Source organism: Prauserella marina, assembly GCF_002240355.1.
In the GTDB taxonomy this organism is placed as follows: Bacteria; Actinomycetota; Actinomycetes; order Mycobacteriales; family Pseudonocardiaceae; genus Prauserella_A; species Prauserella_A marina.
Map to the genome: position 1 here is coordinate 2,997,686 of NZ_CP016353.1, position 24,835 is coordinate 3,022,520.

The 24,835-nt window shown below is 68.3% G+C and carries 18 protein-coding genes; 11 read left to right on the forward strand and 7 right to left on the reverse strand.

Going from position 1 to position 24,835, the window contains the following annotated elements; genetic code table 11:
- Positions 1 to 193: 193 nt before the first annotated feature.
- Positions 194 to 5,716: an ATP-binding protein gene (locus tag BAY61_RS13990; RefSeq protein ID WP_091798934.1), complete on the forward strand. Its 5,523-nt coding sequence runs from the start codon at positions 194 to 196 to the stop codon at positions 5,714 to 5,716.
- Between the two features lie 7 nt (positions 5,717 to 5,723).
- Positions 5,724 to 6,611, forward strand: a complete 888-nt coding sequence (locus tag BAY61_RS13995) for a MurR/RpiR family transcriptional regulator (protein ID WP_091798027.1) — start codon at positions 5,724 to 5,726, stop codon at positions 6,609 to 6,611.
- Between the two features lie 4 nt (positions 6,612 to 6,615).
- Here BAY61_RS13995 and BAY61_RS14000 read toward each other — a convergent pair whose 3' ends face one another.
- On the reverse strand, positions 6,616 to 7,542 hold the full coding sequence (locus tag BAY61_RS14000; protein WP_091798029.1) for a sulfite exporter TauE/SafE family protein: 927 nt from the start codon (positions 7,540 to 7,542) through the stop codon (positions 6,616 to 6,618).
- A 681-nt stretch (positions 7,543 to 8,223) separates the two neighbouring features.
- Here BAY61_RS14000 and BAY61_RS14005 point away from each other — a divergent pair.
- Positions 8,224 to 9,963, forward strand: coding sequence for a pyruvate dehydrogenase (locus BAY61_RS14005; protein WP_091798031.1), 1,740 nt, complete (start codon positions 8,224 to 8,226; stop codon positions 9,961 to 9,963).
- A 31-nt stretch (positions 9,964 to 9,994) separates the two neighbouring features.
- A complete protein-coding gene (locus tag BAY61_RS14010; protein WP_091798034.1) occupies positions 9,995 to 10,180 on the forward strand; it encodes a hypothetical protein in 186 nt (61 codons plus the stop codon).
- Positions 10,181 to 10,499: 319 nt separating this feature from the next.
- Here BAY61_RS14010 and BAY61_RS34005 read toward each other — a convergent pair whose 3' ends face one another.
- Both BAY61_RS34005 and BAY61_RS14020 read right to left on the reverse strand, forming a co-directional pair.
- Complete coding sequence (locus BAY61_RS34005; protein WP_420848733.1) at positions 10,500 to 10,961, reverse strand: hypothetical protein; 462 nt, start codon at positions 10,959 to 10,961, stop codon at positions 10,500 to 10,502.
- A gap of 103 nt (positions 10,962 to 11,064) precedes the next feature.
- Positions 11,065 to 11,823: a TetR/AcrR family transcriptional regulator gene (locus BAY61_RS14020; RefSeq protein WP_091798037.1), complete on the reverse strand. Its 759-nt coding sequence runs from the start codon at positions 11,821 to 11,823 to the stop codon at positions 11,065 to 11,067.
- Between the two features lie 100 nt (positions 11,824 to 11,923).
- On the opposite strand from BAY61_RS14020, the gene BAY61_RS14025 reads away from it, so the two are divergent.
- From BAY61_RS14025 to BAY61_RS14035, 3 genes are all read left to right on the forward strand, one after another.
- On the forward strand, positions 11,924 to 12,856 hold the full coding sequence (locus BAY61_RS14025; protein ID WP_091798040.1) for an ATP-binding cassette domain-containing protein: 933 nt from the start codon (positions 11,924 to 11,926) through the stop codon (positions 12,854 to 12,856).
- Positions 12,856 to 13,668 (forward strand): ABC transporter permease, encoded by an 813-nt coding sequence (locus tag BAY61_RS14030; RefSeq protein ID WP_091798043.1) that lies wholly within the window; start codon positions 12,856 to 12,858, stop codon positions 13,666 to 13,668. Before BAY61_RS14025 ends, BAY61_RS14030 begins: the two co-directional genes overlap by 1 nt.
- A 110-nt stretch (positions 13,669 to 13,778) precedes the next feature.
- Positions 13,779 to 14,321: a DinB family protein gene (locus tag BAY61_RS14035; RefSeq protein ID WP_091798937.1), complete on the forward strand. Its 543-nt coding sequence runs from the start codon at positions 13,779 to 13,781 to the stop codon at positions 14,319 to 14,321.
- An 11-nt stretch (positions 14,322 to 14,332) separates the two neighbouring features.
- On the opposite strand, the gene BAY61_RS14040 is transcribed toward BAY61_RS14035, so the two are convergent.
- Positions 14,333 to 15,055 (reverse strand): hypothetical protein, encoded by a 723-nt coding sequence (locus tag BAY61_RS14040; RefSeq protein ID WP_091798046.1) that lies wholly within the window; start codon positions 15,053 to 15,055, stop codon positions 14,333 to 14,335.
- A gap of 88 nt (positions 15,056 to 15,143) precedes the next feature.
- Between BAY61_RS14040 and BAY61_RS14045 the strand changes: the two genes are divergently transcribed.
- The 4 genes from BAY61_RS14045 to BAY61_RS14065 all read left to right on the forward strand — a co-directional run bounded on the left by BAY61_RS14045 (position 15,144) and on the right by BAY61_RS14065 (position 20,298).
- Positions 15,144 to 15,407: a hypothetical protein gene (locus BAY61_RS14045; protein WP_091798049.1), complete on the forward strand. Its 264-nt coding sequence runs from the start codon at positions 15,144 to 15,146 to the stop codon at positions 15,405 to 15,407.
- 460 nt (positions 15,408 to 15,867) lie between these two features.
- Positions 15,868 to 16,641 (forward strand): PPOX class F420-dependent oxidoreductase, encoded by a 774-nt coding sequence (locus BAY61_RS14055; RefSeq protein ID WP_091798055.1) that lies wholly within the window; start codon positions 15,868 to 15,870, stop codon positions 16,639 to 16,641.
- Positions 16,642 to 16,704: 63 nt separating this feature from the next.
- A complete protein-coding gene (locus BAY61_RS14060; protein WP_091798058.1) occupies positions 16,705 to 18,123 on the forward strand; it encodes an APC family permease in 1,419 nt (472 codons plus the stop codon).
- Between the two features lie 105 nt (positions 18,124 to 18,228).
- Positions 18,229 to 20,298: a PQQ-dependent sugar dehydrogenase gene (locus BAY61_RS14065; RefSeq protein WP_245866211.1), complete on the forward strand. Its 2,070-nt coding sequence runs from the start codon at positions 18,229 to 18,231 to the stop codon at positions 20,296 to 20,298.
- Between the two features lie 16 nt (positions 20,299 to 20,314).
- Here BAY61_RS14065 and BAY61_RS14070 read toward each other — a convergent pair whose 3' ends face one another.
- From BAY61_RS14070 to BAY61_RS14080, 3 genes are read right to left on the reverse strand one after another with little or no spacing between them, the layout of a single operon-like run.
- Entirely contained in the window at positions 20,315 to 21,589 is a 1,275-nt protein-coding gene (locus BAY61_RS14070) for an ABC transporter substrate-binding protein (protein WP_091798065.1), read from the reverse strand.
- The gene (locus tag BAY61_RS14075; protein ID WP_091798068.1) at positions 21,586 to 22,734 is read right to left on the reverse strand and encodes a hypothetical protein; all 1,149 of its coding nucleotides are present in this window, start codon (positions 22,732 to 22,734) and stop codon (positions 21,586 to 21,588) included. The genes BAY61_RS14070 and BAY61_RS14075 overlap by 4 nt, the downstream gene beginning before the upstream one ends.
- Positions 22,734 to 24,797, reverse strand: a complete 2,064-nt coding sequence (locus tag BAY61_RS14080; RefSeq protein ID WP_143021325.1) for a serine/threonine protein kinase — start codon at positions 24,795 to 24,797, stop codon at positions 22,734 to 22,736. The genes BAY61_RS14075 and BAY61_RS14080 overlap by 1 nt, the downstream gene beginning before the upstream one ends.
- Positions 24,798 to 24,835 lie beyond the last annotated feature (38 nt).

A 24,835-nucleotide genomic window follows, 5' to 3' on the forward strand; every position in this document is an offset into this window, starting at 1 on the left:
CGCCCGGCACTTTTGGCGACACCCTACAAACCTGGGTCGGGTCGAGTGGTGCCTGTCAGCATTACCCGGCCGCCCGGTAACGGGAAGGGTGGACCAAGGTGTGGTGACCCCGCCCGGCCCCGGCGTGCCTTGTGCCGTGTCCCCGGTCGTGTTGGTCGCCTTGGACGTCGTCGGGATATGTGAGGTTTTTCGGTTGTTCACTCGTGTCGCCATCGTGAACCGGGGAGAGGCCGCGATGCGGTTGATCCACGCAGTCCGGGAGGTCAACGCCGGAGGCGGACACCAGCTCGAAACGATTGCCTTCTACACCGACGCCGACCGCACGGCGACGTTCGTGCGTGAGGCCGACCACGCCTACTGCCTCGGCGCCGCGTCCGCGCGACCGTACCTCGACCTGGCCGTGCTGGAACGCGCGCTGGTCGACACTCGCGCCGATGCCGCGTGGGTCGGCTGGGGCTTCGTCGCGGAGGACCCGGCTTTCGCGGAACTGTGCGCCAGGCTCGGGGTGACCTTCATCGGCCCCGACGCCGAGGCCATGCGCAAGCTCGGCGACAAGATCGGTGCCAAGCTCATCGCGGAGGAGGTCGGCGTCCCGGTCGCGCCGTGGAGCAGGGGCGCGGTCGCCGACATCGACGCTGCCTTGCTCGCGGCCAAGGAAATCGGCTACCCGCTCATGCTCAAGGCAACCGCGGGCGGCGGAGGCAGGGGCATCAGGGTCGTCACGAGCGACGACGAACTCCGGGATGCCTATGAGCGCACCAGCGCCGAGGCAGCGAGGGCTTTCGGCAGCGGGGTCGTGTTCCTCGAACGGCTCGTCACCGGGGCACGGCACGTCGAGGTCCAGGTGATCGCCGACGGACAGGGAACGGCGTGGGCGCTGGGCGTTCGCGACTGCTCCGTGCAGCGCCGCAACCAGAAGGTCATCGAGGAGTCGTCCTCGCCGCTGCTCGACGACGCGCAGACCAGCGAACTCAAGGCGTCGGCGGAGCGGCTGGCCGTCGCCGTCGGCTACCGAGGTGCCGCCACCGTCGAGTTCCTCTACCACCCTGGCGAGAAGCTGTTCGCCTTCCTCGAGGTCAACACGCGGCTCCAGGTCGAGCACCCCATCACCGAGGCCACTACCGGGATGGACCTGGTCAAGGCTCAGCTCGCCGTCGCGGCCGGCGAGAAGCTGACCGGCCCCGTCCCCGCCGAATTGGGACACGCGGTCGAGGCGCGGCTCAACGCGGAGGACCCCGACCGCGACTTCGCGCCCGCGCCAGGCCGGATCGCGCTGCTCGGTTTGCCGGCGGGCCCCGGTATTCGCGTCGACACCGGGGTCAGCGAGGGCGACACCATCCCCGCCGACTTCGACTCCATGATCGCCAAGATCATCGCCTATGGCCGCGACCGGGACGAGGCGCTGGCGAGGCTGCGCAGGGCCGTCGCCGAGACGACCGTGCTCATCGAGGGCGGAAGCACCAACAAGAGTTTCCTGCTCGACCTGCTCGACGCGCCGGAGGTCATCGAGGCCAGCGCCGACACCGGCTGGATCGACAGGGTCCGCGCGCAGGGGCGGCTCGTGTCCAGCAAGCATTCCGGTATCGCGTTGGCCACCGCCGCGATCGAGGCATACGAGGACGAGGAACGTGCCGAGCGCCAGCGGCTCCTCCAGACGGCCTTCGGGGGGCGGCCCCAGGTTCAGCACGAGAGCGGGCGGCCGATCGACCTCAAACTGCGCGGCGTCGGTTACCGGGTCACGGTGGCCCGCACCGGGCCGAAGCGGTTCCGGGTCGGGATCGCCGACGACGCGGCCGTACATCACGTCGACGTCGAGATCGACCGGTTCGACGAGCGCGCGGGCCAGCTGATCGCCAACGGGCAGCGATTCCGGTTCGTCACCGGAACCTTCGGTCCGGTCCACCTCGTCGAGGTCGACGGCGCGAGCCACCGGGTCAGCAGGGACGAGGGCGGCGTGGTGCGCTCGCCGGCCCCCGCGCTGGTGGTCGCCACCCCCGTCGAGGTCGGCGACGAGGTCGAGGCCGGTGCGCCCGTGCTGGTGCTGGAGAGCATGAAGATGGAGACGGTGCTGCGCGCGCCGTTCCGCGCGACGCTGCGGGAACGGCCCGTCGCCGTCGGCAGCCAGGTGGAGACGGGGGCGCCGCTGCTTCGGCTGGAACCGCTCGGTGACGAGACCGACGACACCGACGGGGCCGCCGCACCGGGAGTCGACCTGGAACTGCCGCCCGAACCCGGCGGCGTCGCCGCGTCCCGCAGGGCCGCAGCTGGGCTGGCTGACCTGCGCAGCAGGCTGCTCGGCTTCGACATCGACCCACACGACGACAGCGGCGCCCTCGCCGGTTACCTCGCGGCCCGAGCCGAACTGCTGGCTCTGCCGGATGCGGGGGAGCGGCCGACCCGAGGCGAGGTCGAGCTGCTGCGGGTCTTCGCCGATCTGTCCGAGCTGAGCCGCAACCGGCCGGCTGGCGAGGAAACCAAGGCCGACACCAGGGTGCACAGCTCGCGCGAGTTCTTCCACACCTACCTGCAAAGCCTCGACGTCGAGCGGGCGGGACTGTCCGAGACGTTCCAGCAGCGGCTCGGCCGCGTCCTCGGCCACTACGGGGTCACCGACCTCGAACGCGGTCCCGAGCTGGAGGAGGCGGTGTTCCGGATCTTCCTCGCCCAGCAGCGGGCCGCTTCCGACGTCACCGTCATCACGACGCTGCTGCAACGGTGGCTGACCGAACCCGCGCCCGCCGCCGACGTCAGGCAGACCGTCGGGCAGACGCTGGAACACCTGATCGTCGCGACCCAGCTGCGGTTCCCCGTCGTCGGTGACCTCGCCCGCGGCGTCGTGTTCCGCTGGTTCGCCCAGCCGATGCTCCGCCGCAACCGCGCGGAGATCTACGCCAGGGTGCGGAAGTCGCTGCGCTATCTGGACGAGTTCCCCGAGGCGGCCGACCGCGAGGACCACATCGCCGAGATGGTCGCGAGCCCCGAACCGTTGGTCAGGGTCGCCGGACAGCGGATCGGGCTAAGGGGAGCCGACCCCGGCTCGCTGCTTGAGGTGCTCAGCCGCCGCTACTACCGCAGCAGTGGTCTGGACAATGCGCGGCTCGTCAGGCACGGCGGCACGGTGTGTTACGTGGGCGACTACGAGCACGGCGGAAGGCGGCGGCTGGTCGCGACGGCAGCGGATTTCGCCGACGTCGCGGACGCGCTGAGCGCGGTGGCTTCCACGGCCGAAGCCGGTTCGGCCGACTCGCTCGTCGTCGACATCTACCTGACCTGGGCGCGGCAGCCGAAGGAAGCCGAGGCCATGGCGACCGTCCTCGGCGAGACGCTCGCGCGGGTGTCGCTGCCGGAAACGGTGCGCAGGGTGACCGCCACGGTCGCGGGCAACAGCGGCGCGGCCATGCACCACCATTTCACTTTCCGGCCGTCCAACGAGGACGGTGGCAGGGGAGGTTTTGCCGAGGACCGGCTCATCCGTGGCCTGCACCCGCTGATCGCCCAGCGGTTCGAGTTGCGGCGGTGGCGGGACTTCGACCTCACCCGGCTTCCCTCCGCCGACGAGGAGGTCTACCTTTTCCGTTGCGTGGCACCGGAAAACCGCGCCGACGAACGCCTCGTCGCGATGGCGCAGGTGCGGGACCTGACTCCGCTGCGCGACGACGAGGGCCGGATCCTGGCGTTGCCAGCCGTCGAGGGCACGTTGGACGCCTGCCTCGACGCGATCCGCAAGGTGCAGGCGAAGCGGCCGGCGAAGAAGCGGTTCGACACCAACAGGGTGCTGCTCTACGTGTGGCCGCCGAGCGAGCTGACGGTCGACGACCTGAAGGCGATCGCGCACCGCGTGCTGCCTACCACCGCGGGCGCCGGGCTTGAGGAGGTGCTTTTCCTCGGCAGGCAACGCGACGCCGACACCGGCGAGCTGACCGACATCGCCGTGCGCATCTCCTACACCCACGACTCCGGGGTTCGGCTGTCCATAGTGGACCCTCCGACGGAGCCGATCGAGCCGCTCGACGACTACGGGCAGAAGGTGCTGCGAGCCCGCAGGCGAGACACGGTCTACCCCTACGAGCTCACCGGGATGCTCGCCGGAGAGGGCGGCACGTTCCAGGAGTACGACCTGGACGAGGCACGCCCGGCTTCGCTCGTGCCCGTCGACCGCCCGAAGGGCAGGAACACGGCCGGAATCGTGGCCGGTGTGGTGACGTCGGTGACCGAGCGCTACCCCGAGGGCATGACCAGGGTGGTGCTGCTCGGTGACCCGACCAAGGCGCTCGGCGCGCTGTCGGAACCGGAGTGCGCGAGGGTCATCGCGGCGCTCGACCTCGCGGAGCGGCTGCGGGTTCCGGTCGAGTGGTTCGCGCTGTCGGCTGGCGCGCGGATCGCCATGGACTCCGGAACGGAGAACATGGACTGGGTGGCCGCCGCGCTCAAGCGGATCGTGCGGTTCACTCAGGACGGTGGCGAGATCAACGTCGTCGTCGCCGGGATCAACGTCGGCGCCCAGCCCTACTGGAACGCCGAGGCCACGATGCTCATGCACACCAAGGGCATCCTCGTGATGACGCCCGACTCGGCCATGGTGCTCACCGGAAAGCAGTCACTCGACTTTTCCGGCGGCGTTTCCGCCGAGGACAACTTCGGTATCGGCGGTTACGACCGGGTCATGGGACCGAACGGTCAGGCGCAGTACTGGGCGCCCGACCTCGCCGGTGCGCGCAACGTGCTGATGGCGCACTACGACCACGCCTACGTCGCGCCTGGTGAGTCGATGCCCCGCAGGGCGGAGACCAGCGACCCCGCTGGAAGAGACATTTCCTCCTTCCCGCACGACGTCGCCGGAAGCGACTTCACCACCGTCGGCGAGATCTTCTCCCGCGAGGCCAACCCCGACCGGAAGAAGGCCTTCGACATCCGCACCGTCATGCGGGCCGTCGCCGACCAGGACCACGCCGTGCTGGAGCGGTGGGCCGGTATGGCCGACGCGGAGACGGCCGTCGTGCAGGACGTGCACCTCGGCGGCTGGCCGGTGTGCCTGCTCGGGATCGAGTCGAGGGCGGTGCCCCGGCGCGGCTTCCCGCCCACCGACGGGCCCGACACCTACACCGGGGGAACCCTGTTCCCCCGCTCTTCGAAGAAGGCGGCCCGTGCGATCAACGCGGCAAGCGGCAACCGGCCGCTCGTCGTACTGGCCAATCTGTCCGGTTTCGACGGTTCGCCCGAGTCGATGCGGAAGCTTCAGCTCGAATACGGCGCCGAGATCGGCAGGGCCATCGTCAACTTCGTCGGCCCCATCGTGTTCTGCGTGATCTCCCGCTACCACGGCGGCGCGTTCGTCGTGTTCTCCAAGGCCCTCAACGAGAACATGACGGTGCTCGCCGTCGACGGCTCGTTCGCCTCGGTGCTCGGCGGGGCCCCGGCGGCCGCGGTCGTCTTCGCTGGTGATGTCAACGCGCGCACGGCTGGTGACGAGCGCGTCAGGGAGCTGGAGGCCCGGCTCGCCGAAGCCGGCGGGGCCGAGCGCGCCGCACTCGGCACCCAGCTCAGTGAGGTGCGCACGGCGGTGCGGGCCGAGAAACTGGGCGAGGTCGCGGCCGAGTTCGACGGCGTGCACAGTATCCGGAGGGCGGTCGAGGTGGGTTCGGTGGACGCGGTGATCCAGGCGGCCGACCTCCGGCCGGAGATCATCGCGGCGATCGAAAGAGGACTGACGGCATGATGGGCGCATGACGAGCACCGCTCCCTCCACCTTCGACGAGCTCGCGGCCCGGCTTCAGGACACGCTGCCCGAGCTGTCCCGGTCGCACCGCCTGCTCGCCGAACGGGTCATGGCCGACCCCGAAGGCGTCGCCTTCATGACCGTGTACGACCTGGCCTCCGCCGTCGGCGTCAACGAGGCCACGGTCGTCCGGTTCGCGAGCGCCATCGGGTTCAAGGGCTTTCCCGAGCTGAAGAAACTGTGCAGGGAAAAACTGAGGGAGCAGGCACAGCTCCTTCGGCGTTTCGACCTGCTCGAACAACGCGGCGCCGAGGAGGGCGGTCTGCCGAGGCGGGCCGCCGAACTCGATTCGGCCAACATCGCGCGCACGTTCGCCAGGATCGACACCGAGCGGTGGGGGCAGGCGGTCGCGGCGCTGGCCGAGGCGCCACGGGTGCACGTGCTCGGCCTTCGCAAGTGCCACGCGGTGGCCTACCTGCTGGGTTATCTGCTGCGGATGGTCAGGGAGGATGCCGAGACGATCACCGCGGAAGCGGGAACGCTCACCGACAGCCTGCGCAGGATCAGGAAAGGGGACGCGTTCGTCGCGATCTCGATCCACCGCTACAGCGCCGAGACCGTGCGCGCCGCCGAGTGGGCGCGCGCCCGCGGAGCCCGGTGCGTCGCGTTGACCGACAACGCCTCCTCGCCGCTCGTCCCGCTGGCCGACCAGGTGTTCTTCGTCGACGCGGCGGGGCCCTCGGTGTTGCGGTCGGTCACCGCCTTCACCTCACTCGCGCAGGCGCTGGTCGCCGAGGTGGCCGCCGCGCTGGGCAAGGAGGTCAGGGACACCCTGCTGCACGACGAGCAACTGCTGGAGGAGTTCGCCGTCTACACCGATCCCGAGCGTCGCTGAACCGTCACGAGGTGGGCAGCTTGGCCGGTTCTTCGGTCTGGCCGTCCTCTCCGACGAGAGCGTTGAGCCGCTTCTCCGCCCGCACCGAACGGACCGCCGCGGTCAGTCCAGCAGCCCACAGCGCGACGATCGCCACGAGCACCGAGATCGTCAGCGTGGTCCCGGCGCCCGATGTGGTGAGCAGCGTCCTCGCGTTGGTGAACACGATGAGCCCGCCCGCGGCGGCTCCGAGAATCCGGGGCGGCATCCTGCGCACCAGCCAGGCCGCGACCGGTGCGGCCAGCACGCCGCCGATCATCAGCCCGGCGACCACCGTGTAGTTCAGGTCGTGCTCGCTGGAGAGCGAGAAGAAGAAGCCGACGCTCGCGGCGAGCGCGACGATGAACTCGGACGTGTCGACGGAGCCGACGACCTTCCTCGGCTCCAGCCTGCCGGAGGACAGCAGCGTCGTGGTGGCGACGGGTCCCCAGCCGCCACCGCCGCTGGCGTCGACGAACCCGGCGACGAGACCGAGCGGGCCGAGGAACTTCGCGCCGGGCCGCTTGTTGGTGATCAGCTTGCCCAGCTTGAGAAACGCGAAGCGGATCAGTACGTACAAACCGAGTACGAGCAGGATCGTGGTGATCCACACCGAGGCCGATTCCGTCGACAGCGAGGTGAGTACGTAGGCGCCGAGCACGGCGCCGATGGCGCCGGGGAGGGCGAGGATGCCCACGGTGCGCCAGTCGATGTTGCGGAACCGCCAGTGCGAGACTCCGGAAGCCAGCGATGTTCCCACCTCGGCCAAGTGCACGGCGGCGGAGGCGACGGCGGGAGCCGTGCCCACCGTGACGAGCGTGGTGGTCGCGGTGACCCCGAACGCCATTCCGAGCGAGCCGTCCACGAGCTGGGCCAGAAACCCGGCCAGACCGAACAGCAGCAATGTTTGCATGCGGACCCCTGCTTCGCGCGGGAACAATTTCCTGCGGCGGCAATAGTTCTCGTAATGCTCGCCCGAGGAACGATCGTGGCAGAAGTCCATTGTCTGGTCCACCGGCTCCCACATATTGAATCCCTGGTGGGGGCGGGGTTTCTGGTGTTATGGCCGTGCTGGTGGCGTTCTTTTAGTTTCGTTCTGAAAGAAAAAAGAAAAGAGCAGGTAATGTGATGCGCTGGTTGGGGTTCGGCGCTGTGGCAGGCCGGGAAATAGGGCTCGGCATAAAAGGCCGGGGCTGTGTGAATAGTGAATATTTCGAACAAATCGCCCCCGGGTGGCGCCGGGGCTCACGCCGTCCGTCGCCGCGAAAAGTGCCCCGAGTCACACCAGTTCGGCGCGAGTTGGGCGCGCGCGAAGCCGAGCCGCGCGTGCTGTTCGCGAGTCCCCAGCCCCCGCCGCCGAGATCCGCGCTCAGGCCGCCGATATCCGCACTCGGGACGGCGAGATCCGCGCTGGCGTCGTCGAGATCCCCGGTCCGGGCATCGAGTGGCCCATCCGGCCAGGCGGAACCCCGCCACCGCCACGATCGGGGCCCCGCGTGCATCGTGCCGACGAGCCGAGAGCGCTGCGGATCGGCGGGCTGGCCTCGACAATCGAGTCAGCGCCGGAGGGACCGCGCGCGATGGGAGGAACCCGATGGCAAAGGGGTCGGTCGCCGACCAGTTCGTCGAGGTGCTGGTACAGGCGGGAGTGTCGCGGATCTACGGTGTAGTCGGCGACAGCCTCAACCCGGTCGTCGACGCGATCAGGCGGACACCGGGCATCGATTGGGTACATGTGCGCAACGAGGAGGCCGGGGCGTTCGCCGCGGCGGCGGAAGCGCAGCTCACCGGCAGGCTGGCGGTGTGCGCCGGGTCGTGCGGACCTGGGAATACCCATCTCGTTCAGGGGCTCTACGACGCGCACCGCACGGGCGCCCCCGTGCTCGCGCTGGCCTCCCACATCCCCTCGAACCAGATCGGCACCGGGTTCTTCCAGGAAACCCATCCGGAGCGATTGTTCCTCGACTGTAGTGGCTACTGCGAGGTGATCAGTCAGCCGGGACAGCTTCCCCGGATCCAGCGCATCGCGATCCAGCACGCGCTGTCCAGGGGCGAGGTCTCGGTACTGGTGTTGCCGGGCGATGTCGCCCAGATGGATGCCGAAGAGTCCACGGGCACGAGCCTGTTCGTCACCGAATCGGCGACCCTGACGCCGACCGCGGCTCAGGTGGACCAGCTGGCCTCGATGCTCGACGAGGCGGAGACCGTGACCCTGTTCTGCGGCGCGGGCGTCGCCGACGCGCACGCCGAGGTCATGGAACTCGCCGGAATCCTCAAGTCACCGGTCGGTCATTCCTTGCGTGGCAAGGAATGGATCCAGTTCGACAATCCCTACGACGTCGGGATGAGCGGCCTGCTCGGCTACGGCGCGTGCTATGACGCGATGCGCAAGGCCGATCTGTTGCTGTTGCTCGGCACCGACTTTCCCTACGACAGCTTCCTTCCCGGCGCCCGCACGGTGCAGGTCGATCACGACGCGACGAGACTGGGCAGGCGCACCCCGCTGAGGCTCGGGGTGCACGGTGACGTCCGCGAGACCATCAGGGCGGTGCTTCCAGCGCTGCGGGAGAAGACCGATCGCCGGTTTCTCGACGAAATGCTGCGGGATCACTGCCGCTCGCTGGAGAACGTCGTCGACGCGTACACGCGCGATGTCGAGCGGCACGTACCCATTCATCCCGAGTACGTCGCCGACGTACTCGACGACCTCGCCGCCGACGACGCGGTGTTCACTGTGGACACCGGGATGTGCAACGTGTGGGCCGCGCGTTACGTGACACCCAACGGGCGCAGGAGGGTCATCGGTTCCTTCCTGCATGGTTCGATGGCCAACGCGTTGCCACACGCGATCGGAGCGCAGCTCGCCTACCCCGGCAGGCAGGTCATCTCGATGTCCGGCGACGGCGGACTCGGCATGCTGCTCGGCGAACTGCTCACCGTGAAACTGCACGAACTGCCGGTCAAGATCGTGACCTTCAACAATTCGTCACTCGGCATGGTGAAACTGGAAATGCTGGTGGACGGGTTGCCGGATTACCAGACCGATCACGCGGGCGTCGATTTCGCCGCCATCGCGGCGGGGGCCGGGATCCACAGCGTCCGGGTCACCGATCCGGCCGACGTGCGAGACGTGCTAGCCGAGGCGCTGGCTCACCCTGGGCCGGCCCTGGTCGACGTGGTGACCGATCCGAACGCGCTGTCGATGCCGCCGAAGATCACGGCGGCTCAGGTGCGGGGGTTCGCGCTGGCCGCAAGCAAGGTGGTGCTCACCGGCGGGGTCGGCAAGATGGTCGACCTGGCGCGCTCGAACCTGCGCAACGTGCCCAGGCCCTGACGGTCTGCCTCGATCCGCGAGTCTCCCGTTCGTGCGCGAGTCCCGCGCTCGGGCCGGCGAGATCCGCGCTCGGGGCGCCGAGATCCGCATCCAGGACGGCGAGTTCCGCGCTCAGCCCGGCGAGTTCCGCGCTCGGGCCGGCGAGATCCACGGTGAGGCGCGCGAGATCCGCGTTGGCGGTGACGAGAGCGGTGACGCGGCGGGTTGGGAAACCTGAGCGGTGAGGGAACCTGCCAGTGCTACCGGAGGGGCAGGGTTCGGCGGACCGGGTGGATCGGAGTCTGAGCCCGGCGCGGTCGGATGTGGGTGGGCTGGTTTCGCGGGGCGCGAATGCGCATATCGCCGGTCCGGATGCGGAACTCGACGTCGGAGCGCGGATCTCGCGGACCTGAGCGCGGATTTCGGTGCCCGGAGTGCGGAACTCGCGGACCTGAGCGCGGATCTCGCTGACCGGAGTGCGGATCTCGGCGCCCTGAGTGCGGATCTCGCGTGCACGGACGCGGGACTCGCCGGGCGCGGTCAGCACGGCGCAGGAGCTACGCGGCGGTCCTGGCGATGGCACCTGCCGTGGCGCCGGTACCACGCATGACTGCGGCGCCGGTACCACGCACGATCGCGGCATCCGCCGTGCCACCGACACCTACCACGGCACCAGCACTGGCACCGGCTCCTATCGCTCCACCACCAGCGCGTACCACGGCACCAGCACCGGCACCGGAAACGAGTGCCGCACCAGCCGGCGTCAGGACGGCGGGAACCCGCTGCCCGACCGATCCGGGGTGACCGGGACGCACCAGGCCGTCGTGGGTGAGCGCGTGCGCGGCGAACTGGTCGCAGCACGGCATCCCGTCGATGAACAGGTCAGGCTCGGCACTACCGGAAAGCTGGCCCCTCCCGGCGGCGACGGCCCGCAGCATCGCCAGCGAGCGATGGGTGAGTGGCTTCGGCTGTCCGATCGTGGTCGCCGGCGGGCTTGATGCGGTCTCGTTCCCGTTCATCGTCGTCCCCTCACGTGTGTGTCCTACCCCTGTGTCGAACTCACCGTCGTGTTTTCGACACCCGGGATGGGACTCACGTCACCGCTTCGCAGTTCCCGCGCCGTCACCTCGAATCGCGGCCACCGAAATTCTCGATGCCGTCGAGCATCCGCTGGAGGCCGTACTGGAGATCGAGGTCCACGTTCTCGTCGGCCTCGCCGTCCGGTGTGAAGGTGCCTTCGCCGATCAGGGCCGACAGGTGCGGAAACCGTTGCGGGTCAACGAGTTCGCGCAGGGTCGCCTCGTAGCTGCCCGCCGCCTCGGCCGCGGTGATTCCCCTGCTGGTGCGGGAGCCGGCGACGCCGACCGCGATCTGGGCGAGCCCGCGAACGGCGCCGAGCAGGAACAACGTCGCCGAGATCAGGTCGGTTCCGGCGACGCCCGCCCTGGACAGTGGCCCGATGGCGGCCTCGAACCAGGCGAGGTTGTTCGGCCCGGTGGGAGGCGCGGTGACGTTGGCCTTGGTCAGCCAGGGATGCTCCATGTAGGTCTGCCAGATGCTGTAGGTCCACGCTTCGAGTTCCCCACGCCAGTCGTCGGGCGGCCCGGTGTAGGGCGCGGGCTGGCCCGCCGCCGTGTCGATCATGACCTCGATGAGCGCGTCTTTGCTCGGAACGTACCGGTACAGCGACATCGTCGTGTAGCCGAGAGCGGAGGCGAGCCGCTGCATGGACACCGCCTCGATGCCCTCGGTGTCGGCGATCTTGATGGCGGTCCGGATGATGTGGTCGAGGCTGAGCTTGGGTTTCGGTCCGCGCCCTGAGCGTTGAGTGCCTCCCCAGAGCAGGTCGAGTCTGGCCCGTGCGTCGTTGTCTTCCGGCATGTGCCGCCCATCGTTGTCGTGCGTGCTTGACGACCATCCTAAAACTGTGTATCACTTACACCGAAGTGTACGGCATATACAGTTAATCGGAGGGGTCACGATGAGAGACGGGCCTGCCATCGAGGTACGGAAACTGCGCAAGTCCTACGGCGGTCACCACGTGCTCAAAGGGCTCGACCTGGAGGTTCGGCGGGGGACCATGCTGGCCCTGCTGGGGCCGAACGGCGCGGGAAAGACCACGGCGGTGCGCATCCTCAGCACCCTGCTCGACTTCGATTCCGGTGTCGTGAAGGTCGCCGGATACGACGTCGCAGGCGAGGGGAGGGCGGTCCGCCGCGCCATCGGGCTGACCGGTCAGCAGACGGCGGTGGACGGACTGCTGACCGGCAGGGAGAACCTGGTCATGATGGGCAAGCTGCAACGGCTGCGCGGCGGCGCGTCCCGCAGAGCGGCGGACCTGCTCGACCAATTCGACCTTCGGGCCGCGGCCGATCGTCAGGTCAAGACCTATTCGGGCGGCATGCGCCGGAGGCTCGACCTCGCCATCAGCCTGCTCACGTCGCCGTCGGTGCTGTTTCTCGACGAACCGACGACCGGCCTCGATCCGCGCAGCCGCACCCAAGTGTGGGCGACCGTGCGCGAACTGCTTTCCGGGGGAGTCACCGTATTGCTGACCACTCAGTACCTTGAGGAGGCCGATCAGCTCGCCGATCGCGTCGCCGTCGTCGACGGGGGGCGCGTTGTGGCCGACGGTACTCCCGCCGAGCTCAAGCACCAGGTCGGTGCCGAACGGCTGGTGCTGACTTTCGGCTCCGCCGAGGTCGTGGCCGTCGCGGCTGACGTTCTGGCGGAGGACAACCCGAATCGCGAGGACCGGATGGTCAGCGTTCCCGTCGCGCACGCCAAGGACGTGCGGAGGATATTGGGCAGGCTCGCCGATGTCGGCATCGAGCCGGACGACCTCACCGTCGACAAGCCCACTTTGGACGATGTCTTCCTGACACTCACCGGAACCCACGTGGGAGGCCAGTGATGAGCACGATCGAACTGTCCACAAGGCAGGATTCCTCCGAGTGGGCCGGGGCGGCCGGGAACGCGAGGGTGCTGATCGCGCGTAGTTTGCGGCACATCCTGCGCAGTCCGGAACAGCTCATGCTGATGCTGTTCCTGCCCATCATGATGCTGCTGATGTTCCGCTATCTCTTTGGTGGCGCCATCAACACGGGCGATGTCACCTACGTCAACTACGTGGTGGCCGGGATCATCGCGGTGAGTGTCACGTTCAACTCGACCGTCGCCAGTGTCGCCGCGGCCACCGACATGTCGGAAGGCATCGTGGAACGGTTCCGTTCCATGCCGATGCTCAGCTCCACTGTCCTCATCGGACATGTGGCGGCTTCGGTGGTGCGCAACATGGTCTCGATCGCGGTCATGATCGGCGTCGGTTTCCTCGTCGGTTTCCGCCCTGTCGCGGGATTCGGCGCCTGGCTCGCGGCGATCGGGCTGCTCGTGCTCTTCGCCGTCGCGATCTCTTGGATCGCGGTACTGCTGGGGGTGCTCGCCAGGTCGCCGGAAGGGGCAAGCGGCATGTCGATGCCGTTGGTGTTCATTCCCTACGTCGGCAGCGCGTTCGTACCGCCGAGCACCATGCCGGACGGGTTGCGGCAGTTCGCCGAGAACCAGCCGGTGAGCCTTGTCGTCGATTCGGTGCGTGGACTGCTGATGGACCTGCCGGTGGGAAACACTGCGTGGCTCGCTGTCGTGTGGTGGGTCGCGATTCTCGCGATCGTCATCCCGGTCGCGGGCAGGATCTTCCGGAAGAGGTCGACGAGTCCCGCGGCGTGACCTGGTTCACGGTAAAGCGGTTTCGTATTCAGGCCGGAAACTGACCGGATGGATTCATACGGTGGTTCTCACCAGCACGGAGCACAGTGACGACGGAGAGGACCACCACGATGAGCACGACGACCGAGGCCGCCCAGCGCACCGAGTTGACCGGTGAGTACGCCGACCTGCACGAGCAGCTGGCGCACCTGCGGCACTTCCTCCGCTTCACCACCCGTGACCTCACCGATGAGCAGGTCGGCCTGCGCACGACCGCGAGCGAACTGTGTCTCGGTGGCCTGATCAAGCACGTGACGGCGGTTGAGCGAGCGTGGGTTGCCTTCGCGCGTGGTGACCACGGGGTGATGGAGTGGAATCCGGAGGACACGGCGGTGATGGCGGAGCGCGATGCCGAGTTCCGCATGCTGCCTGGGGAGACGCTGGCCGGGGTGCTCGGGGAGTACGCGGTCGTGGCGGCGGGAACCGATGAACTGCTGGCCTCGCGCCCTGATCTCGACGAGGTTCACCCACTTCCCGACGCACCGTGGTTCGAGAAGGGCAAGAGCTGGTCGACGAGGCGCGTGCTGCTGCACATCGCCGCTGAAACCGCGCAGCACGCCGGGCACGCCGACATCATCAGGGAAGCGATCGACGGCGCGAAGAGCATGGGGTGAAGGGGGCCGGTCTATCCGCCCGAGGACACGAGCGGATAGACCGGTGGCCCGGCACCGGTGCTGGCGTCGATGACGAACACCACGGCACCGCCGAGCGCGGCTGCCAGGGCCACCAGTGCGACCACCATGCCGAGCCGGGCCAGCGCGGCGAGCGCGGGCGCGCGCCGGGTCGCCAGCAGGCCGACGATGATCGACACCGTTCCCAGCGGCAGTACCAGGAACCACAGCGCGCCGAGGACGAGGCCGAAGACGACCGCGATCCAACTGTAGGGCTGTGCTTCCCGGAAACCGGGCAACACGAGTAGCCAGGCCGCCCAGGTCGACACGGCGAGTACGAGACCGATCGCGCCGGTGACCAGTGACGCGACGGCGAGACCTGCTTTCGGCCTGCCTGGGTAGCGGTCGGCGGTGGCATGGTCGGTCGGACCGGGGGTGTGGTCCCGGTGCCGCGTCGCGGTCTGGTGTTCGGGCGGGTCTTGGTTCCAGGGCCGTGGTGGGCGCCAGGCCGGGTGGGGATCCGGGTTGGCGCGGGAATCGGGGTCCGTGGCCCGGCTTCGTGCTTGGTCTCCGGGGTCTCGGCCTTGGTCGGCAGCGGCGGGGTGCCGGTCGTCGCCCTGAGGCTGGGCGGCACAGGGGCCAGGGCTGCCGTCCGGGCCGGTGTTGCCGGGCCTGGGGTCGAGTGGGTTTGGGTCGTGGGGGCCTGGGTCGCGGGGGCCGGAGCTGGCAGCGGACACGTCGTGGTCCTTTCGCGCGAGTGACCGGAATCGATTGTGCCCTACCCGCGCCCTTGCGGCGCTCGCGGCGCTCGCGAGTCCCGCACTGATGCGCGAGTCCCCCGCTCAGGACATCGAGTTCCGCACTCGGGACGTCGAGTTCTGCGTTCGGGACGGTGAGTTGCGCGTTCGGGACGTCGAGTTGCGCATCTGGAGACCTCAGCCCGCGCGCCGGGGACTGTTCGTCATCGCGGTCGGCATACTTGCTCGGTGCTCGGTGCTCGGTGCTCGGTGCTCGGTGCTCGGTGCTCGGTGCTCGGTGCTCGGTGCGGGCGCGGCGCGGTGTTTGGTGCTCGGGCGGCGCGCTTCGTGACGCGAGCGGGCATCTCGGGGGCACGAGTGCGGACCTCGCCGTCCTGAGTGCGGATGTCGGCGGACTGAGTGCGGATGTCGGCGGACTGAGTGCGGAACTCGGCGTCCTGAGCGGGGGACTCGCGGCAGGTGGGCTTGTCACGATCACTCGCGGTGTTCCGTCCACCCGGCAGACGGTCGCGTTCGCGGCCGGGCAGTGGGCTCCTCGGCTGGGTAGTGGGCTCGCGGCCGGACAAGTGGGAAGGGCGGGCACGATGATTACACCGACACCGGCAACACCGGCTTCGACACCAAGTACGCCACCGGCACCGAGCACACCGACGACAACGCCACCGACACCGAACACACTGACACCGGGCACCACGACATCGAGTGCAACGACGACAACGCCACCGGCGACAACACCGGGCACCACGACACCACCGACAACGGCACCACACACGACGACAACGACGGGTGGCGTGGCGCCGAAAGTGATCGCCGCCGTCGCGGGTCTTGTACTGCTGGCAGGGGGATTCTGGGCATTGTTCGCCCCGGCGTCGTTCGCCGACTTCGCCGGTTTTCCCGCGCACACGCACTTCTCGCACGACCTCGGCGCGTTCCAGCTCGGCATCGGGGCCACGTTGCTGCTGGCCACGATATGGGGAGACGCGCTCGCCGTCGCGCTCGCGGGCTTCGCCGTTGCCGGGACCGTGCACGCGATCAACCACATCGTGGATCTGGACGAGGGCGGTGCGGTATGGCAGCTCGTGCTGCTGGCTGTCCTGTCGGTCGCCGCGGGGACCGGCCTCGCGCTCCGGTTGCGATCGCTGGGTTTCGTGACCGGCGTGGTCACGACGGTCACGACACCGGAGTTCGCGCATTTGGTACGGCAGAAGACGATCAGCCTCACCACCTACCGCAAGGACGGGCGCCAGGGGAGCAGCCCGGTGAGCATCGTCGTCGACGGAAACAAGGCATTCCTGCGCAGTTTCGAGAAATCGCTCAAGACCCGCAGAGTCGCCAGGGACTCCAGGGTTGAGGTGACGCGGAGCAACGGCTCGGGCCGTCAGCTCACCGGAACACCGCTGCCGGGCAATCTGCGCAGGCTCGAAGGAGCGGAGAACCGGAACGCCGCCCGGCAAATGCGCCGGAAATATCCGATACTGCACGGAGTGATCGTCCCGCTGGTTCACCGGCTGGGTCGATCGAAGACCGGCCGCACCGTCCACTTCGAACTGACCGCTCGCCCTTGACTGCGCCGCCGGAGATCACCAAGATCTGGTGATCTCCGGTGAGCGCGGAAGGGATGTGGGGGAATGTCGAACCCCGGTGCCGAAAACGGAAGCCTTGCCCGCGTTCTCGGCAGAATGGACGTCATCGCCATCGCGTTCGGGTCGATGATCGGCTTCGGCTGGATCGTGCTGACCGGGGATTTCCTCGACGGAGCAGGAGCGGGTGGTGCCGCGCTGGCCTTCGTCATCGGCGGTGTGGTCGTGGGACTCGTCGGCCTGACCTATGCCGAACTGGTGTCGGCCATGCCAGCCGTCGGCGGCGAGCACAACTACGCCTTGCGCGCTCTCGGTTCACGGCCCGCGTTCGTCACCTCGTGGTCGCTCGTGCTCGGCTACATCTCGGTCGTCGCGTTCGAGGCGGTGGCCCTTCCGCAGACGTTGCTTTACCTCATACCCGATCTTCCAGCCGGATTGCTGTGGTCGGTGGCCGGGTACGACGTGTACGCGACGTGGGTCGGAGTCGGTGTGCTCGGCGCGGTCGCGCTGACCGTGCTCAACTATGTCGGTGTGCGGCCGGCCGCCGTCTTCCAGAACGTCGCCGTCCTTTTCCTCGCCGCGGTCGGGGTGTTGCTGACCATCGGCGCGGTCACGGGTGGCTCGACGGCGAACATGGAACCGTTGTTCACGGGCGGGATGTCCGGAGTTCTCGTGGTTCTGGTCGCGACACCGTTCCTTTTCGTCGGTTTCGACGTGATCCCGCAGTCGGCCGAGGAGATCGATCTGCCGCCGCGGCGCATCGGCAGGCTGCTGTTGTGGTCGGTGCTGCTCGCCGTCGGCTGGTACGTCATGATCATGCTCACCGTCGGTTCCGGCCTTGGCGCGGGAGAGCGGGCGGGTTCGGAGGTTCCGACCGCCGATGCCATGGCGTGGTTGTGGAGTTCGTCGGCGATGGGCACCGTGCTCGTGCTCGGCGGCATCGCCGGGATCATCACGAGCTGGAACGGATTCCTCATCGGCGCGAGCAGGTTGCTGCTGGCCATGGCCAAATCCGGAATGCTGCCGAAGTGGTTCGGCAAGGTGCATCCGCGATTCGGAACGCCGAGCAACGCGGTGTTGTTCATCGGCGTGCTTTCGGCGATCGCGCCGCTGTTCGGCAGGCAGATGCTGGTGTGGCTGTCGGACGCGGGCAGTCTGAGCATCATCGTCGCCTACCTGATGGTCGCGCTGTGCTTCCTCGTGTTGCGCAGGCGCGAGCCCGCGATGCCGCGACCGTTCCGGGTACCGGCGGGAGGGGTCGTCGGCACCACGGCGATCGTGCTCGCGCTGGGGGTGGGTGTGTTGTTCCTGCCGGGGATGCCGGCCGAACTCGTCTGGCCGTACGAATGGGCCATCGTCGGATTCTGGTGGCTTGGCGGGATCGTGCTGGTGTTCCGGCTGCCAAGGGTCGGGCCCGGCGTCGACGCGGACGAGCGCCTGATGGCGACCGTTCGACAACGGCACTGAGAAAGCGCGACCGTCCGGAAACCTTGCGCGAAGCCGATCTTGCACTGTAAAGTCTGCAAGCGCTTTCTTGAAAGCGCTTTCAAGGCGGAGGACTCAAAGGTGAGCATGATGTCGAAGCCGAGATGGTCGTTACTGGCGACCGTCACCCTCGTCACGACGTTGCTGGCCGGTGCGCCGGCGGCCGCGCAAGACGAAGGGCCGATCACTGACCCCATCCCCGAAGATCCGGTCACCTCGGAACTGGGCCTGACCGTGCGAGAATTCGCCCAGTTCCCGAAATCGGAGCCGACTCCGGCGCCGACCGACCCGAGGTTGATGCGGCACGCTCGCATCAACCACCTCGGCGAGCTTCCCGACGGTTCGGGCAGAAAGTACGTACCCGACCTCAACGGGAACCTGTACTTCGTGCCGGAGAGCGGCGAGCCCGAAGTGTATCTCGATGTGAAAGCCGAATTCCCCGACTTCTTCTCCGGCAGGGGAATGGGCCAGGGATTCGGGTTCGTGACCTTCGATCCCGACTTCAGGCGCAACGGCGTCTTCTACACCGTGCATACCGAAGCGGGTGCCGCACTGGACAAGGAGACGACCTTCCCCCGGCAGCCGCGAACGCAATACCACGGCATCGTCACCGAGTGGCGCGCCGACGACCCTGCCTCGGACACCTTCCACGGCACCAGCAGGGAAATACTGCGGCTCGGTTTCGCGCAGCAGATCCACGGAATCCAGCAGATCGACTTCAATCCAACGGCGAAGCGCAATTCCGAGGATCACGGGCTGCTCTACATCGCCGTAGGCGACGGCGGTCTCGGCGTTTCCAGTACGGAGCCGCAGGATCTCTCGACGCCGCACGGCAAGATCCTGCGCATCGATCCGCACGGGAACGACAGCGTGAACGGTCAGTACGGCGTTCCGGCGTCGAATCCGTTCGTGGGGCAGCAGGACGCGGTCGGCGAGATCTTCGCCTACGGCATGCGCGACCCGCACCGCTTCAGCTGGGATCCGAAGCGAGGCCCCGGCGGCAACAGGATGTTCCTCGGACACATCGGACAGCACGCCATCGAATCGGTGTACGAGGTGCGCAAGGGCGACAACCTCGGCTGGAGCGAGCGTGAGGGCACGTTCCGCTACGACCGTGCCGACGACTGTTACCTGTACCCGTTGCCCGATGACGACGGCAACTACGACTACGTGTACCCGGTGGCGCAGTACGACCACAATCCGCCTCCCGACTGGGAATGCGGCACGGATGTCGGAAGGGCCATCAGCGGTGGCTTCGTCTACCGCGGTGACGACGCGCCGGAACTGCGCGGCAAGTACCTGTTCGCGGATCTCGTCGACGGCAGGGTGTTCTACACCGAGTCCGGCGAGATGCGCAGGGGAGCCGAGCCGGCGACCATCCACACGATGAGGCTGTACGACGAGAACGGAAACTGGGTCACGACACCGGAACTGGCCGGTGACACCAGGGTCGACCTCAGATTCGGCAGGGACGCCGACGGTGAGCTTTATCTGCTTTCCAAGGCGAACGGCAAGATCTGGAAGATCACCGGAACCAAGCGCTTCGCCGATTGCCCCACCGGATCGACCGTGGTCAAGAACGCCATGGGCGAGAAGAACTGGGCTCCGGTGACGCCGGAGAAATGGGAATTCCCCCGCCGTGAGGTGGTGCTTGCCGAGGAGGGTTCGGAGCGGCCTGGCCCGCGAAGGCCCTACGAGTACGCGGTGCTCACCAAGGGGCCCGAGTTCGGCTCGGTGCGCCTCGATGCGCAGGTGCGGCTCGATACACCGGTCGAGGTGACCAACAGGGACGTGGTGCTCGTGTTCGGCTATCAGTCCGACACGCGGTTCTACTACGCGCATCTGTCGACGGACAACACGATTTACCCGCACAACGGGATATTCGTCGTCGACGACGCGGACAGGGAACGCATCGACCATCAATGGGATCCCGTGCGCTCTCAGGGAGCGGCGCCCGCGATCACCGACGCCGAGTGGCACGAGGTCAGCCTGACCCACTGTGCCGAAACGGGAGAGATCGCCGTGTACGTCGACGGTCAGCGGGACCCGCTGATGACGGCCGTCGATCCGACCTTCACGTCGGGAAGGGTCGGGTTCGGCTCCTTCGACAACGTCGGCAGGCTGCGTGACCTTTCGGTCATGGGGCGAAAGAGCTGACAGCGGAACGGATCCGTCACCGGCCGCACACCACGTTGGCCCAGTCCTGGGCCGACACGCCGGTGCGGATCCGTTCCAGTTCGGCCAGCAGCTGGTCGAGTCGCCCCGGATCGGCGAGGTAGCCGAGGGCGGCGCGGTGGAAGGCATTCGTCACGGCCGTCGGCATGAGGTCGGACGCGTCGTAGCACAGGACTTTCGCCGTGCTGATGATCCGCGCGACGTTCCTGGTCACCGCGTCCGACCCGGTGGTGGCGGCGACATCCTGGCGCACCGTGAACACGGCGCCCCGGTCGGCCTCGGGCCAGATGCGCTGTCCTTCGGCCGAGGCGAGAAACCGCATGAGTTCCCTCGCGGCCGGGGTGTCGCGGAACATCGTCGCGAGGTCGGCGGAAACGAGCCAGGCGTCGCCGGGCCCGGAGGGGCCGGGGGTGGGGAAGAAGTCGAACCGGGCGCCCTTGGAGCGGTAGTCGTTGACGACGTAGGAACCCTGATGTTCGAGGAAACACCCCGGATCGGCGGCGAACATCGTGTCGTTGGCGGTGGTGTAGTTGGTGAGCAGCGAACCACCGCGTCCACCGTGGACGGCTCCATCACCGAGAATCAGTTCGCCCCAGGCGATCCAGGACTCCCGCACCTCGGGAGCCGTCCACGGCAGGTCGCCGGTGACCCAGCGCTGGTACGTTTCCGGTCCGTACCTGCGAAGCAGGATGTCCTCGATCCAGTCGGAGCCGGGAAAACCGGTCGCCGACATGGCTCCCATGCCCATGCACCACGGTGTTCTGCCCTCGGCCGCCGCGGCGTCGGTGAGCGAGACGAGCTGGTTCCACGTGCGGGGAACGGGGCCGGTGAGCACGTTGGGGTTGAACCAGACGAGGCCCTTGAGCGCGGCCTTGACCACGACGGCGTAGGGCCGCTCCGTTCCAGCCTGCGCCAGTTGCAGCCATTGTGGACTGTAGGCCGAGCGCAGTTCGTCCTCCAGTTCCGGCAGTTGACGCAACGCTCCCTGCCGCTGGTAGTTCACGAGTTCGTTGGGGCTCGACAGTATGGCGATGTCCGGCGGGGTTCCCTGCTGGACGTCGGCGGCGAGTACCGGACTCAGCGAGCGCGTGCCGAGGTAGTCGTAGCCGATGCCGGTCTCGCGCTCGAATTCGTCGAGCACGGCGCGGAACGCGGCCTCCTCGGTTCCCGTCCACGGCCCGATGATGGTGACCCGCTCCGCGGTGGTACACGCGCTGACCTGGGTGAGCAGAGCCAGCAGGACCAGCAACACCGCTGTGCGCGCGGTTTTCATGAAGGATGCCCCTGGTATTCGGTGATCCGGCGCTGAAAGCCGGTGATGATCAGCACGGCGATGCCACCGGCCCCCGCGACGATGAGCCACAGCACCGCCTGCGGCAATGCCGCGCGGTCGAACCCGGCTGTCACGTCGGCGCCGGTTCCGGCAAGCTGATCGTCGGCGGTTCCCCTCGGCACGGCGGACCCGGTCGGTGAGGCGGCGAACTCGGCGACCGAGTCGCCGCAGCCGTCCGGCTGGCAGTGACCGGTCACCAGCACGGCGACCGCGCGGCGGTCGGCGGCCGCCGCCGTGTGCGCGCGTTGTTGCCAGATGGTGATTTCCTCGCGCAACTCGTTCGCGCCGTGGTGTGCTCGCGCCTGTGCCGGGATCGTCAGCGCGGGCAGCGCGGCCACCGCGATCAGCAACCCGGTCGCGGCGAGCAGATGCGGATTGAGTCTTCGCCGGAATCGCCGGTGGTGATAGACCTGCGCCGCGCAGAGCAACACGGCGAGCGCGGCGACCGGAATCAGCCAGATCGCGCTCGCGCCCGGATGCATCCAATCGCGGGCGAGCTGGTCGTCCAGTTCGTCGAGCTGGGCGGCACGTAACTGGGAGAGATGCGGCAGGATCCCGTCCGCGTCGTGCAAGAGTTGCGCCGCGTACCAGACGTCGGTGGCACCGGCCATCGAGTCGTCGCCGGTGCGAAACCTCAGTTCGGCCTGCGACATCCAGCTCGTGTACGACACGAGCAGCCCCTGCACGAGTTGCAGTTCTCTGCGGCTGGCCGACCCCGCGACGTTGTGCTCGGCGACCTGCGCCAGGTTCTGGCTCGCGACGCCGATCTGTGCCTGGTAGAAGTCTCCCGCGCCGCTGAGCTGGCCTGGTCCCAGCGCGAACGCGGTGACGGCTGAGGTGTTGGCGTGCACGAGTGCCTCGTACACCGATGCCGAACTGATGATCGCGGGTGTCGTCCTTCCACGCATCGTGTCGATCGCTGAGCGCACACCGGCGAAGGCAGCGACCGAACCCGCGAGCACGGCCACCGTCAATACCAATGACCAACCGCGCAGCAGCCGCAACGTGCGCGCCGTCGTGCTTTTGCCGTCTCCCGGCCGCACCGTCGCGATGGCCGCGGCACCAAGTTGCGCTGGAATCCCCATCAGAACCAGGTTTTCGGCCGTACGGTGTTGGCGAGATCGATCAGCACGCCCTGGCTCTCGGCGTCCCTCGCCTGCCTGGCCAATCCGCGCAGGCACTGTTCGAGCTGAGCCCCTACGGCGTTGCGCCGTTCCCCGTCGCCGCTCTTAACGGCGCGGTGCAACGCGGCCTCGTAGACCTCGGTGTCGAGGCGGTCGCGCGCGGGGCCCGCGCCGCCGTTTTCCTCGTCGCCCTCCAGATTGAGTTCTGGACGGCGCAGGAAGGCGTTGACCAGATCGGTCGAGGTGGGCGGGCCCTCGCCGAGGTCACCGACGAACACGCGCACCGTCGCGATCCGTGCCGCGTAGTAGTGCAGCGACACCGCGGGAACCTGGTCGAGCACGGCCACCGCGCCCGCTCTGTCGTACTCGGCAAGGCGCAGCCTCGCCAGCGAGAACGCGGCGCTGACCTGAGTGCGGTCTCGTTGCCACACCGCGTGGTAGTAGTCGGTGGCGACGTCGGGTTTGCCCTGGTGCTCCGCGCAGTAGCCGAGCGCGAGCTTGGGCGCGGCCTCACCGGCAAGCGCGCGGTGGACCGAGAAGAACTCGGCCTCGGCTTCGAGGATGTCGGACCGGGTGAGCGCGAGCAGTCCGCGATGCCAGCCGAGGCGCCAGTCGTACTCGCCGTCCTCACCGAGCGTCGTCGTGGCGTAGTCGAGCCACGACCGTGCCCGCTCCGGCGCTCCGACTTCGAGGTGCGCTCTGCACTGCGCGAGCGACAACTCGACGGTGTGGCCGTTGTTCTCGACCCATCCCGCGAGCTGGCCGAGCCTCCTGCGGGCGTCGGGCGCGCGCATCTCGGTGAGGAATCCGGCGCCCGCGTCGGCAGGGTCCGGTAGCGGAGGTGGCAGCATCAGCGCGATGTCGGCGGGGGAGGGGCGGCCGTCGTCCAGCGGCGGCGGGGAATAGTCCTCGGCGGGAGCGGCCGTCCAGCGTTCGAGTGGCGGCGCTGCCCCCAGCCCGACGTCGAAGAGCGCGGGGGTTTCGGCGAACAGCGCCGAAGGGACGGGCCTTGGCTCGCCGTCGCGCAGCGACTGGATCTCGCGCAGGACGCCGTCGAGCGCGCCCGCCATGTCGGCCGCCGAGACGAAGCGCTGGGCGAACGGGGCCGTCGCCCTGTCGATCACGTGCCGCAGCGACCTGACCCCGAACGCGGTCTCACCCGCGGGATCGTCGTCACTGACGGCGAGCAGTTCGCCGAGCGTCACGCCGAGGGTGTGCAGGTCGGAGCGCACGGTCACGCCGTGTTGCGCGAGTTCCGAATCGCCGACCTGGTAACGCCTTGTCATCGCGAGCGGAGTGGTGTCGTCGCCGACCTTCCTGGTCGCGCCGAGATCGATGAGCTTGATCCGGTGACCGCCGTGCATGATGTTGTCCGGTTTCAGGTCGCAGTACAGCAGTCCCTGGCCGTGGAGGTAGTGCAGGGCGTCGAGGAGTTCCTGCGCGTAGCCGATGACGTGTTCGGCCAGCAACGGTTCCCCGAACACGTCCTCGCCCGCGCCGAGGCGGCCGAGCAATTCCCTGAGCGAGTGGCCGTTGACGAACTCCATGACGATGTAGCCGTCCGGTTCCCGCTCGGCCGACGCGCGGTGCAGTACGAACCCGAAGATGCGCACGATGTTGGGGTGATTGAGCGCGGTCAGCGTCTTGCGCTCGGCCTCGGCGAGCTTCGTGTCCGACGGGTCGATCATGCCTTTCAGCGCGACGTACAGCTCGTCGAGCTCGATGTCCTTGGCTAGGTAGACCCAGCCGAGGCCGCCGTGGGCGAGGCCACCGATGACCTCGTACTTGCCCGCGAGCACGGTGCCGGGGGCAAGCGCGGGTTCGGGGTCGGCGGGTGCCCCTTCGACGAGCCCGCTCGGCGAAGGCACCTCGACGAAGGGCAGCTGCGCCCCTGCCGTGTCGTAGCGCGGTAGCCGGGGAAACCCGAGCAGGTCGCCGCCGAGCTCCTCCGTGGTGGCCTCGCGCGAGGCGAACCGGTCGGGAGCGAGCGTCGTCGTGTTCGGCCTTGTCGGGTGGCGAGGCACGAGAAGCAACCTTACCGAACGAAAACGCCCGGTTACGC